Source organism: Methanobrevibacter sp. (assembly GCF_017432245.1).
Classification (GTDB): Archaea; Methanobacteriota; Methanobacteria; order Methanobacteriales; family Methanobacteriaceae; genus Methanobrevibacter.
In genome coordinates this window covers 1-13270 of the sequence record NZ_JAFRJO010000026.1, presented here as the reverse complement: position 1 = coordinate 13270, position 13270 = coordinate 1, and the positions used below count along the sequence as shown (strand labels likewise).

Genomic DNA, 13270 nt, shown 5'->3' with positions numbered 1-13270 from the left:
TTTTTTATTTTTTATTTTTTTCTTTCTGATAATTTATTCATCTTCCAATATTTCAAATATTCTTTCCATTGTATCAGCTATTTTAAAGGTATTTTTATCTTTTATAGCCCTTACAACTCCTTCTTCCATCATGAATTCAATCATTTCAAACATTGGGTCGTAATAATCGAACATATTGAACACTATAATCTTCTTATCATGTCTTTTTAGTTTTTTCAATACGATTATTTCAAAAAACTCATCAAGTGTTCCTATTCCTCCTGGAGCTATTATGAATGCGTCTGAATTTTCCAAAAATAAGTTTTTTCTCTCTTCCATGGATTCTGTATAAATGAATTCATCACATTCTCTGCATATTCCTTCAAATTTTTCCATCCATTCAGGTGCTATTCCCAAAACTTTTCCATTATTGTCTATAGCTCCTTTTGAAACAGCCCCCATCACTCCTGTGGAACCTCCACCGAATACAAGTGAATGTCCTCTTTTAGCTATTTCCTCACCTAATCTGTATGATTCATCAATATACTTAGATTTTGTATCAGTGCTTCCAGCACCATAAACGCAAATTCTCATAATATCCCTTATCTTCATTGAATATAATATTATTTATAAATTAATTATAATTTAATTATAATTTAATTAAAAAGTTTTTTATATACTTTATCTATATTAAACTTATCTATTTAAATAAAAAATTACAAATAATTAATTGATTGTTATTGTTTTCCTTTTTGGAATATTTTTAAATTTGGTGAGTATAATGAGAATATTGGTAGTTCAAGAGTCAGACTGGTTAAAGAGAAATCCACATCAGCAACATCATTTGATGGACCGTATGGTGCTCCGTGGACATGAAGTGAAAGTTATCGATTATCCTATTGATTGGCCAAAAGAGGATCCTGATGGATTTATGTTCAAAAGGGAAGTCCATGACAATGTATTCAAGGTAAAACCAGAAGCAAACATTCAGGTAATTAGGCCTTCATTCATTAAAAAACCAGTCTTAAACTACATGTCATTATATTACACTCATAAAAAGGAAATCAAAAGGCAAATAGAGGAATTCAAGCCGGATATCATTATGGGATTAGGTTTGCTCAATGCATATTCCGCTTCAAAGCTTGCCAATAAACATAATATTCCATTTGTATACTACTTGATTGATGTGCTTTATGCACTTATTCCAGAAAAGACATTTCAATCATTTGGAAAGAAAGTTAACATAAAGGCAATAGAACGTTCTGACCTTGTCATCACTATCAATCAAAAGCTTAAAGAACTGGCAATGGATTTAGGTGCTAATCCAAATGAAACCATTTTAATTGATGCTGGAATTGATTTAAATGACTTTGACCCTCAACTTGATGATTCCAATATAAGAAGTATGTATAACATAGATAAAAATGACACAGTTCTCTTTTTTATGGGTTGGATCTATGAATTTGCAGGTATGAAGGAATTGGCTATTGAGCTTGGAAAGAACAAGGAAAAGTATCCGAACATGAAGATTCTCATAGTTGGTGATGGTGATGCCTATGACAAGATGGTTAAGATTAAGGAGGATTATGACCTTGGTGACCAATTGATACTTACTGGAAAGCAGCCTTATGAAATGATTCCTGAGTTTTTGGCCTCTGCTGATTTCTGTCTCCTTCCAGCTTATATCGATGAGGAGATCATGCAAGACATTGTTCCAATAAAGCTTTATGAGTATTTGGCTATGGAAAAGGTAGTTATAGCAACAGAGCTTCCTGGAATTTCCAAGGAATTTGGATATGGAAATGGTATTGAATATGTTCAAAAAGCAGAGGAAGTTTTAGAGACTGCTCAAAGGATTCTTGATGAAGGAAAATATGAAGAGATTTCCAAAAAAGGAAGGGAGTATGTCAAGTCAAATGATTGGGAAGCCATTACAGATAAGTTTGAAAAGGCTTTGAACGACTTGATCGAATAATAGTTTTATGATATAAGAACAAGTAGAAATCTTTATAACTAATTAAGTTCAATTAAGATTTACACATCAATTTTTTAACTTTTTGAAGTGATGTTAAATTATTTTAAAAATTTTTGTTTTAATGAAAAGTTCTAATTGGTGATATTATGGCGAGAAAAACATTCAATGAAAAGCTAAACGATTCTAAAGATATGCCTAAAATTATAAAAGTTACAGATGAGAAATCCATTGAACGATATGGTGGAGAGGATATGCTGATTGCTCCTCCATTGGAGTACAATGAAATCATGGCTAAGATTCCTAAGGGAAAACTGATTACTACCGGTCAAATTAGAGAATTTTTAGCAATGAAACATGGTGCTGAATTTACTTGTCCGTTGACTGCAGGTATTTTCATTTCCTTAGCTGCTCAAGCAAGTGAGGAAAGAGAGGATAATAAGATACCATTTTGGAGAACTCTTAAAAAGGATGGGGAATTGAATCCGAAATATCCTGGAGGAGTGGAATATCAAAAGGAGATGCTTGAAAATGAAGGCCATAGTTTCATTACAAAAGGAAGAAAGAATATAAGATATTTTGTTGAAGATTATGAAGATAAATTATTTGAGTTAGAATAACTTTTTTAGTTATTTTAACTAATTTTTATATTTGTGTCGGATAATAATTTTTTATTTTTGATTTAACTATTTTTCACCATTAAATAATTGGAGATTGTTTATGCCAGAATTAACATTTAGAAATGCAGAAGAGAAAGATGTGCCATTGATTTTGGAATTCATTAAGAAATTAGCTGATTATGAACATCGTTTAGATGAGGTAATAGCAACTGAAGAGGCTTTAAAGTATTGGATCTTTGATAAGAATCAGGCTGAAGTTATTTTCGCTCTTGAAGATGGTAAGGAGATAGGATTTGCATTTTTCTTCTTAAGCTTTTCAACTTACATTGCAAATGTGAATATGCATCTTGAAGACTTGTTCATTGACCCTGAATATCGTGGGAAAGGTTATGGAAAAGCATTGCTTAGAGAGCTTGCAAAGATTGTAAAGGAAAGAGGATATGGCAGGTTTGAATGGACCTGTCTTGAATGGAATGAATCAAGCAAGGAATTCTACAAGTCCCTTGGTGCAGAAGAAAAGGATTGGGATGTTTTCCATTTTACAGGACAATCCTTAGATGATTTTGTTAATGAAGATTAATTTTATAATTTTTTTAAAATTATTATTCTCTTTTTTATTTTTTTAATTTTTCATTTTTTAATTTAAATCATCTATTTTCAATTTTGTTTTAAAATTGATTAATTTTTCAGTATTTTAAATTTAATAATTAATGAATAGTTCATTTTTTAATTAATTTTTTACTATTTTTTATAAAAAATTCATTTATTTTATTGAAAATCACGCTCTGTTCAAACCTTTTAATAAAGTTTTAATAATGGTATCAATAAATATAAGATATAATTAAGTTAATTAATAATTGAATTAATTATTTATTTATTTATTTTTTCATAATTCCTATTAATTAATGTAATTATAAGTCTCAAGTTTTTGTGTGATAAAATGAGTGAAAATGATAGTGATATGATTTATGGATTATGGGATAAACCTCCTATTTTTGAGTTGATTCTATTATCCCTTCAACGTTTATGTGCTATTTTTGGTGCTACAATCCTAGTACCGATTGTAGTTAACACCACTGTTGGCGAACCTGTGCTGTCTGTTCCAGTTGCTTTGATTGCTTCTGGGGTAGGGACACTTATTTATGTAATTGCTACACGGAATAGAAGTCCGGTATATCTAGGAAGTTCATTTGCTTTTATCGCTCCTATGATTGCAGGATTTGCTATTGGCGGTAAGTCAAGTATTTTCTCAGCTTTAATGGTTGTAGGTTTAGTTTATGTGGCTATTGCTATAATCATAAGAATTACTGGTAATGCATGGATTAACAAGTTACTTCCTCCAGTAATTGTAGGTCCTATGATTATGGTTATCGGTTTATGCTTAGCTCCTACTGCAATTCAGGAAATTGGCCTTGATCAAGCTGTAATTCCAATCAATAACCTTATTGTTGCACTTGTTGCATTCTTGACAACTGCAGTGATAGCTATTCGTGGTAGAGGAATGCTTAAGGTTATTCCTTTCCTGATTGGTATTATTGTATCATATATTGTAGCAGCTTGCTTAGGCATGGTTGATTTCTCAGGATTCTTTGCAGCTAGCTTATTTGAAATTCCTGATTTCTACATGCCTTTTATAAATTACAGTTTTAATCCAGCTGCTCTTTTAACAATTGTTCCAATTGCTCTTGTAACTATGGTAGAGCATGTAGGGGACCATAAGGTATTAGGTGAAATCATTGGACGTGACTTGATTTCAGATCCTGGCTTAAACAAAACCCTTCTCGGGGATGGTCTTGCTACCTTCTTTGCAGCATTCATTGGTGGTCCTGCAAACACCACTTATGGTGAAAACACTTCAGTTGTAGGTTTAACAAGAGTGGCATCCATTTATGTAATCGGTTTGACTGCACTCTTTGCAATATTATTTGCATTCTCTGGACATTTGACTGCACTTCTTGCAGCTATGCCTAACCCTGTAATTGGTGGTGTGGCTATCCTTCTTTATGGATTCATTGCAGTGAATGGGGTAAAGCTCTTGATTCAAGAGGAAGTGAACTTCAACAACAATAAGAACATTGTTGTAGCAGCTACCATGTTGGTTTTAGGTTTAGGTGGAGCTACCTTATCCATTGTTCAAGGTGACTTGTCAGTATCCATTTCAGGTATGGCTCTTGCAGCAATTGTTGGTGTAATACTTAATTTACTTATTCCAGAAAGAGAAGATGATAATGAATTCACTGAAGTTCGTTAATTTCTTCTTTTCTTTTTTTCTTTTATTTTAATTGATGCAATAAAGCAATTATTTTTTTTATTAAGGAGATAGAATATGAATGAATATGTTTTAAATCATCCATTGATAACTCATAAATTGGCTATTTTAAGAGATGAGAATACAAGCACCAAAAAGTTTAGGGAAGTGGTAACTGAAATAGCTGCGTTATTATGTTATGAAGCTACCAGGGATGCTAGACTTGAAGAGGTGGAAATCGAAACTCCTATTGCTAAAATGAAAACTGGTAAGGTTCGAGAAGATAATTATGCTGTCATTCCAATCTTAAGGGCAGGTTTAGGTATGGTGCATGGTATCATTAATGTGATGCCAAATGCTAAAGTGGGTCATATTGGCCTTTATCGTGATGAAGATTCATACTTACCTGTTGAATATTATTATAAGGTTCCTGAAAATATTGAGGATAAGGTGGCAATGATTGTTGATCCTATGCTTGCAACTGGAGGAAGTGTTCTGGCAACTATTGATAAGCTTAAGAAAGATGGTGTTGAACATATAAAATTTTTATGTATAGTTGCTGCACCTGAAGGAATTGAGGTTATCGAATCCCATCATCCTGATGTTCAAATTTACTGTGCAGTGGTGGATAAGGGATTGAATGCAAACAAATATATCACTCCAGGTCTTGGTGATGCAGGAGATAGGATATTTGGTACCAAATAATTTTTTACTATAATAAAATAAACAAAAGTATTAATATATATAAAATAGAAAAATAATAAAAGATAAAATATTTTTTATTTAAACAATTTATATTAATTAAATTAATATGGTGAAAAAATGAGTGAAGTATATAAAACATTCACATCTGAATCAGTAACCCAAGGGCATCCTGATAAAGTTGCAGATATTATATCAGATGCAATTTTAGATGCATTCATGGAACAGGACCCTCATGCTCATGTTGCATGTGAAACTTGCGTTACAACTGATTTCTGTTTGGTATTCGGTGAAGTTACAGCAGATGCCAACATTACTAGAGAAGATATTGAAAGAATCATTAGAGATACTATCATTGAAATCGGATATGACAATCCTGAATTGAAATTTGATGGTCATAACTGTGAAGTTGTCAGTTTGCTTCATGCTCAATCTCCAGACATCAAGCAAGGTGTAGACCGTGAAGGTGAAGAAAGTGGAGCTGGAGATCAAGGTATGATGTTCGGTTATGCAACTAATGAAACTGATTCATTAATGCCATTCCCAATTGATTTGGCACGTAAGCTTACAAATAAATTAACAGAACTCCGTGAAACTGGTGAAATACCATATTTAAGACCTGACGGTAAAGCTCAAGTTTCCGTAAACTATGATAAGGATGGAAATGTACTTTCATTGGATGCAATTGTTCTTTCCACCCAACATGATGAGACAATGTCCCACAATCAAGAACAACTTAAAGAGGATATTCGTGAAAAGTTATTTAAAGCAGTCATTCCACAGGAATTGATGACTGAAAACACTAAAGAACACATCAATCCTACAGGTGTTTTTGAAATCGGAGGCCCTCACGGTGATGCAGGATTAACTGGCCGTAAGATTATTGTAGACACTTATGGGGGATATGCAAGACATGGTGGTGGAGCATTTTCAGGTAAGGACTGCACTAAAGTGGATAGAAGTGCATGTTACATGGCAAGATACATTGCAAAGAACATTGTAGCAAGTGGTCTTGCTGAAAAATGTGAAATCCAAATTTCCTATGCAATTGGAGTTGCTGAACCAACTTCCGTTATGGTAGATACCTATGGAACTGAAGTAAAGACCAGCAAATCCTTTGATGAAATTGTTCGTGAAAACTTTAAGTTAACTCCTGATGGAATCATTGAAACCTTGAATTTAAGATCTACCAAATATAAGCAAACCGCTAAATACGGTCACTTTGGAATTGAAGGTCTTCCATGGGAGAAAACCGATAAAGTTGAGGATTTAAAGAAGTATATTGTTGAATAATCAATTTTTTTAAATTTTTAGTAAATTCTTTAGAGACTTCATTCATTGAAGTTTCTGCTCTTTTTCTTTTTTTAATTTGCAATTATTTAAAATAATCAAATTAGTTTCTATTTTTTTAATCATTGTTTAAAAATGCTAATTAATCTTATTTGAGAATCATTTCAAAAATTATATATATTTATTCAATAAATTATTATATAAGAGAAGATTATACATAATAGATTTTTATTCAATATTTCATAAAAATAAAGATAAATTTTTATTTTTATTTGATTTAAATATTTATAATCTATTTTTTAGCATAATCTTAATCTTTCATGCGTTTATTTTAATTTAACATATTAAATGAATTAATTTAATTTAACCTCTTGAATTAATTAATTTAATTTAACTTTTTAAAATAAACTAATTTAATTTAACCTTTTAAATAAAATAAACATTTGTGGTCGAATTTTTTATATAATGTGGTGTTATGATGAATGAATTATATGAAAAAATGATTAATGAATCAGTAGCTGCTCTTCAAGCAGATATTGATGTAATTAGCGCAAATAGATACAATGACTTTAAAATTGTAGATGCGAAACCATATGCAGATGCTGTTGCAGGCATGACCTGTGCAGATGGTCAAGCAGAAACTGTAATTGACTTGCACAAAAAATCTGTAGAAAGCCATTACAAAGTATTGACTTCAGTAACTGAAACCATCAGACCTGAAGACGATCCATTCATTGAACATTACCAAACTCCTCCAGTACTTGAAATCTTATGTGAGGAAGATGGTGAATTTGCAGACAGCATGGATGTATTCATTAAGGCTATTGCTGACAATGAAGCAATGATTGCAAAAGAATCCATTCGCCGTTATGGCGGTTTCTATGGTCCTACTTGTGTAGTGGACTTTGCTATGATGCCTGGAAGTACTTCCAATGTAGTAAACCAAATCCTGCAGACCATTGATATTCCAGTAATGCACAAGCAAGCAATCTTGTCTGCAAAATCATGGGGTATGAACACTTCCTATGGTGTAGGAGATGCATTTGCAAACGCTATTGAAGCTGGTGCAACTGCTGCTGAAGCTACCGCAAAGGAGATTGAAGCTTTACAAATGATTTATAAAGAACCTGTAGAAGGTCAAGGCAAATTAATGGATGATGCAGGACACACTTCCTTTGACGTAAGAGCATTTATGGAAGGATACAAGAAAGAAATGAGATCTGTTGTAAAAGCTGCAATGGATGATGGCGTACACTACGGTAACATTGTAACCGTACCTGCATACTGTGTAGGGGACATCGGTCACCATATCGGTCAAGCAAGCTACAACATGTGTAAGGATGACGTGATTTTAGCAATTATTCAAGCAACTTCAAAAGTTATGGAAGCAAGCTTAAAAGCTAATATTGACAATTACACAAGCCCTTACAATGTCTTATCATTATCCACCGGTTCCACTGCATGTGCTGCTGAATACATTCTTGAATTAGATGGATTCAATGCTCCTATGGTTGTAGACTTATTAACCAAAAGATTCCACAACTTCGTACAGCAATATCCTACTAGAGGAGCTGCTGCAGAATTACACAACTGTGACTTTATGGACATGATTTACAGAGGTTACAATGCAATCAACAATGCAAGAAAAGCAAGAAGCAGTCAAAAAATTGATCTTGTACCTAAGATCGCTGGATTCGATGTTGACTTAAGCCCTATTGCTGATAATGAAGTTATCATGAACCCACAAAGATACACTTACCCTGCTTGTGGAATTACAGTAAGATTCTCCTCATTAATGAGACTTTCAGACTACCCATGCTTGCTTACTCCTGAACCTGTAACTGCAACTATGATGACAAACATCATTGCACTTAACAAGGAAGCTCCAGGTTCTCCTGTAAGAGGCTGTAAAAACTGTGCTGCATGTATGATTGATGCAAAACACGAATACTGTCAATGGAGAGAATCTGTATAGATTTAAAATATTTGAAAAGTTAATTTTTTTTTTAAATTAACTTTATTTTTTTCTTAAGATCTAATTAGGTATTTTCATCTTAATTAGAATTGTCATGTTTATTAAATTTTAAAAATTAATTATGGAGAGAAAATATGGCTTCATGTAATATTACTAAAAAATTCATAGCAGAGCTTTTAGGTACCTTTTTCCTTGTATTCTTTGGTACTGGAGCTGCTGTTGTAACTTTACTTATTTCCGATGATTTGGGAACTGCTGGCATTGGTTTGCTCGGTGGTCTTGGTGACTGGATAGCTATTGCATTAGCATTCGGTTTAACAGTAATGATCTGTATTTATGTATTCGGTAAAATATCCGGTGCTCATTTGAACCCTGCAGTAACCATCGGTTTGCTTGTAACTAAAAACATTTCATTGATTGACAGCGTTTACTACATTGTAGCTCAAGTAATCGGTGCATGTTTAGGAAGCTTATTGTTATTTGTCTGTTTAGGCGCTCCTGCAGTAACAATTGGAGGATTAGGCGCTACTGCTCCAGGTCTTGGAGTAAGCTATATTCAAGCTATGGTTGCTGAATGTATTGGTACTTTCTTCTTAATGCTTGTTGTTATGGGTGTTGCAGTTGATGAAAAGGCAGAACCTGGATTTGCAGGAATTACCATTGGTATGACTGTAGCTACCGTTATTGTTGTGCTCGGTGCATTCACTGGTGCTTCCATTAACCCAGCACGTACCTTCGGCCCTTACTTGATGGACACTTTACTCGGCGGAGCTAACCTTTGGGCTTACTTCCCTATTTATTTGGTTGGACCTATTGTAGGTGCTATACTTGCAGCTTTAGCATATGTTTACATTGCTAAAGACAATGACACTTGTGCTTTACCGCAACCATTCAATAAAGACTAGTTTTTAATTAAAAAAGAGTTTTTCTCTTTTTTTCTTTTTTTATTATTTTTTTATAGTGTTTTTTAATATAGTCCTTTTCTATTTTTAATTTATTTAGAATATTTAAATACTTAAATTAATAAAGCTTATATTGATTAATGCTCTTGGCATTTGATTTTTTAAAATATATTTTGGAGATAAAATAATGGAAATTCTTGCTTTAATTGGAAGTCCACGTAAAAACAGCAATTGTGAAATAATAGTAGATGAAATGGCTAAAGGAGCAGCAGAAAATGGCCATACCATAACAAAATACATTATCCAAGATCTTGATGTAGCTCCTTGCAGTGGATGTGAATTATGCAGAAAAGGAAAAGACTGCAGATATGAAGATGATGGGACCGAAATCATTGACAAGCTTGCAAATGGTGCAAGCGTTATATTGGCAAGCCCTATTTACTTTGGTCAGATGACTGCTCAAGCTAAAACAATTGTTGATAGATTCTACAGCATTTTCAACAATCCTGAAAAGAGCTTTTCAGAAGATGCAAAGGCCGCTCTTGTATTGACTCATGCATATCCTGGAGATTATGATGCTTATCTTCAATTGACTATCACACAGCCATTTGAAAACAATACAGAAATGCAATTCATCGGAGCTCTTGATGTAGGAGATGTAAAATTCCCTGGAGACGTTAAGGAAAAAGAAGATGTCTTGAAAGAGGCTTATGAACTTGGTAAAAAGTTCTAGCTTTTAATTCATATTCATCTTTTTTCTTCTTCTTTCTTTTTTTCTTCATTTTAATTCTTTGATTTTCTAACTCATAATCAATCATTATCATTTTTTTCATAGTTTTTTAAATAATTTTTTCAAATTAATATTTTTTGATATGTTATTTAAATTAATTGTTCAATTTTTTTTTAAAATAGTAACATTTTCTACAATATTTATTAAAAAACTTATTAGTTTATTCTACTTTTTTCTAATTTTTCTAAACAATACAAAAGACTTAATAAGGATAAGTCATAAATTAAATCTTATGTGTACTGCAAGTGAATATTTAACAAGGGGCCATTATTTTGGCAGAAATTTCGACTATGAAATTTCATATTTTGAAAGAGTTTGTATAACTCCAAGGAACTACGAATTTGAATTTAAGAAAATTGATGAGATAAAATCTCATCATGCCATAATTGGAATTGCTGCAGGTATTGACGCTTATCCTTTATATTACGATGCTTGTAATGAAAAGGGAGTGGCTATAGCAGGTCTTAACTTTGCAGGCAATGCCATTTATAGGGAATGTGAGGAGGGAATGGTAAATGTAACGCCCTTTGAATTCATTCCTTATTTGTTGTCTCAATCGGAATCGGTAGAGGATGTTAAGGAATTGCTAAAGGATCTTAATATGGTGAATATTAATTTCTCAGAGGAATTGCCGTTATCTCCCCTACATTGGATGATATCGGATAGGAATTCTTCAATAATCGTTGAACCTTTAGAGAATGGCTTAAAGATATATGAAAATCCTGTTGGTGTTTTAACCAATAATCCTAGCTTTGACATGCAATTGTTTAATTTGAACAATTACAGGAATCTGTCTGTCAAGACACCTGAAAATACCTTTGCCAAGGAATTGGATTTGGATACATATAGTAGAGGCATGGGTGCAATTGGCCTTCCAGGGGATTTGTCTTCTGCGTCCCGTTTTGTAAAGGTTGCTTTCACTAAGGAAAATTCCTTTTCTGGTGACAGTGAAGCTGAAAGCGTTTCACAGTTTTTCCATATCTTAGCTTCTGTTGAACAGCAGAAAGGATTGACATTCATTGATGATCCTGATTTGTATGAGTATACCATTTACTCATCTTGCTACAATACGGATAAGGGCATTTTGTATTATAAAACATATGATAATCATCAGATTACAGCTGTAGACTTGAATAAGGAGAATCTTGAAGGAGACAGTTTGATAATTTATCCATTGATTAATGAGGCACAAATCAATTTTGTAAATTAATTCTTTTGAATAAAAGAATATTTCAAAAGTTTTATGTTGTAGAACTAAATTTAACTTAGGAGAGATTATAATGGCAGATTTAAAAGGAACCAAAACTGAAGAAAACTTAAAGGCAGCTCTTGCTGGTGAATCTCAAGCTCGTGTGAAATATGAATTCTATGCTTCACAAGCTAAAAAAGACGGCTATGTTGAAATCAAGGACATTTTCCAGGAGTCATCTGACAATGAAAAGGAACATGCTAAAATCTGGTTTAAGCTTTTGCATGGAGGCAAAGTGCCTGACACCTTAAGCAATCTTGCCGATGCTGCAGCTGGTGAGCATTATGAATGGACTGAGATGTACAATGAATTTGCAGAAACCGCAAGAGAAGAAGGATTCGATGATATTGCAGATTTATTTGATGCAGCAGGTGCTACTGAAAAGGCCCACGAAGACAGATACAATGCTTTAACTGCTAAGATAAAAGCAGACAAAGTCTTTAAGAAAGATGAAGAGATTGCATGGAAATGTAATAACTGTGGTTACATCCATATTGGAAAAGACGCACCTGAAGTCTGCCCATTATGTGATCACCCACAAGCACACTTCAGAAAAAAAGACACAAGTTATATCTAATTTTTTAAACTATAGCTAGTTAATTGTTATTTTTTATATAATTAACTAGTATTTTTATTTTTTAATATTTCTTTTCTTTTCTTTTAGATTTAGATTTAGATTTATATTTAGATTTAGATTATGAATAGTCTATCAACCTTCTCGTAAACCTAAATATCTATTTTTATGCAAAAACTTTTTAAATGATTACTGGTAAATATTATAATATGTTAGTATATTTGCTGTTTGATAGCAATGTTCTAACAATAATTAAACTCTTATGGACTATAATATTTAGAATTTGATTAATAATTAAATAGCTATTCACTACTCTATTTAAACTAATACAGTTAATCAAAATAAACATTTTAAATATTGTCCTTTGGATGTGGCGAAAAGCTGAACAAGAGGTTATTTAAATGATGTACAAATATATTAGAGATGCATGGAAAAATCCAGATGAGTCTTATGTAAGAGAACTTATGTGGCAAAGAGTTCCTCAATGGAGGAAACAACCTGCAATCACTAGAATCGACAGACCAACCAGAATTGATCGTGCAAGATCATTAGGTTACAGGGCTAAAAAAGGTTTCGTGGTTGTAAGAGTAAAAGTTAGACGTGGTGGACGTAGGAAAACTCGTTTCAAACACGGTCGTAGACCAAAAAGAATGGGTGTAAACAAAATTACCATGGCTAAGTCTATTCAAAGAATCGGTGAAGAACGTGTAGCTAAAAAATACCCTAACATGGAAGTATTAAACTCTTACTGGGTATGGGCTGACGGAAAATACAAATACTTTGAAGTAATTTTAGTAGACCCACAAAGTCCTTCTATTAAGAACGACCCTAAAATCAACTGGATTTGTGAAAAACAGCACAGAAGCAGAGCTCTTAGAGGCTTAACCAGTGCTGGTAAAAAAGGCCGTGGCCGTAGAAATAGAGGAAAAGGTAGTGAAAAAAGATTAAAATAATCTTTTTTTAATTTTT

General features: G+C 32.8%; 13 protein-coding genes. 12 read left to right on the top strand and 1 reads right to left on the bottom strand.

Features of this window, described 5'->3' with window-relative positions:
- Positions 1-33: 33 nt before the first annotated feature.
- Complete coding sequence (locus IJI80_RS02200; RefSeq protein ID WP_292787238.1) at positions 34-573, bottom strand: TIGR00730 family Rossman fold protein; 540 nt, start codon at positions 571-573, stop codon at positions 34-36.
- A 187-nt stretch (positions 574-760) separates the two neighbouring features.
- Here IJI80_RS02200 and IJI80_RS02195 point away from each other — a divergent pair, with 187 nt between their 5' ends.
- The 12 genes from IJI80_RS02195 to IJI80_RS02140 all read left to right on the top strand — a co-directional run bounded on the left by IJI80_RS02195 (position 761) and on the right by IJI80_RS02140 (position 13254).
- Positions 761-1954, top strand: coding sequence for a glycosyltransferase (locus IJI80_RS02195; protein WP_292787236.1), 1194 nt, complete (start codon positions 761-763; stop codon positions 1952-1954).
- A gap of 146 nt (positions 1955-2100) precedes the next feature.
- Complete coding sequence (locus IJI80_RS02190; RefSeq protein ID WP_292787234.1) at positions 2101-2571, top strand: MGMT family protein; 471 nt, start codon at positions 2101-2103, stop codon at positions 2569-2571.
- 100 nt (positions 2572-2671) lie between these two features.
- Positions 2672-3151, top strand: coding sequence for a GNAT family N-acetyltransferase (locus tag IJI80_RS02185; RefSeq protein ID WP_292787231.1), 480 nt, complete (start codon positions 2672-2674; stop codon positions 3149-3151).
- A gap of 360 nt (positions 3152-3511) precedes the next feature.
- Complete coding sequence (locus IJI80_RS02180) at positions 3512-4822, top strand: solute carrier family 23 protein (RefSeq protein ID WP_292787229.1); 1311 nt, start codon at positions 3512-3514, stop codon at positions 4820-4822.
- Positions 4823-4897: 75 nt separating this feature from the next.
- A complete protein-coding gene (gene upp / locus IJI80_RS02175) occupies positions 4898-5524 on the top strand; it encodes a uracil phosphoribosyltransferase (RefSeq protein ID WP_292787227.1) in 627 nt (208 codons plus the stop codon).
- Positions 5525-5641: 117 nt separating this feature from the next.
- Entirely contained in the window at positions 5642-6814 is a 1173-nt protein-coding gene (metK, locus tag IJI80_RS02170) for a methionine adenosyltransferase (RefSeq protein ID WP_292787225.1), read from the top strand.
- 475 nt (positions 6815-7289) lie between these two features.
- Positions 7290-8786 (top strand): DUF2193 domain-containing protein, encoded by a 1497-nt coding sequence (locus IJI80_RS02165; protein WP_292787222.1) that lies wholly within the window; start codon positions 7290-7292, stop codon positions 8784-8786.
- A gap of 134 nt (positions 8787-8920) precedes the next feature.
- Positions 8921-9691 carry an MIP/aquaporin family protein gene (locus IJI80_RS02160; protein WP_292787220.1) on the top strand — a complete coding sequence of 257 codons (771 nt, stop codon included), beginning with the start codon at positions 8921-8923 and terminating at the stop codon, positions 9689-9691.
- Positions 9692-9875: 184 nt separating this feature from the next.
- Positions 9876-10421, top strand: coding sequence for a flavodoxin family protein (locus tag IJI80_RS02155; RefSeq protein WP_292787218.1), 546 nt, complete (start codon positions 9876-9878; stop codon positions 10419-10421).
- Between the two features lie 289 nt (positions 10422-10710).
- The gene (gene bsh / locus IJI80_RS02150) at positions 10711-11688 is read left to right on the top strand and encodes a choloylglycine hydrolase (protein ID WP_292787216.1); all 978 of its coding nucleotides are present in this window, start codon (positions 10711-10713) and stop codon (positions 11686-11688) included.
- 70 nt (positions 11689-11758) lie between these two features.
- On the top strand, positions 11759-12304 hold the full coding sequence (gene rbr, locus IJI80_RS02145; protein ID WP_292787214.1) for a rubrerythrin: 546 nt from the start codon (positions 11759-11761) through the stop codon (positions 12302-12304).
- Positions 12305-12705: 401 nt separating this feature from the next.
- The gene (locus IJI80_RS02140) at positions 12706-13254 is read left to right on the top strand and encodes a 50S ribosomal protein L15e (protein ID WP_292787240.1); all 549 of its coding nucleotides are present in this window, start codon (positions 12706-12708) and stop codon (positions 13252-13254) included.
- Positions 13255-13270: the final 16 nt, after the last annotated feature.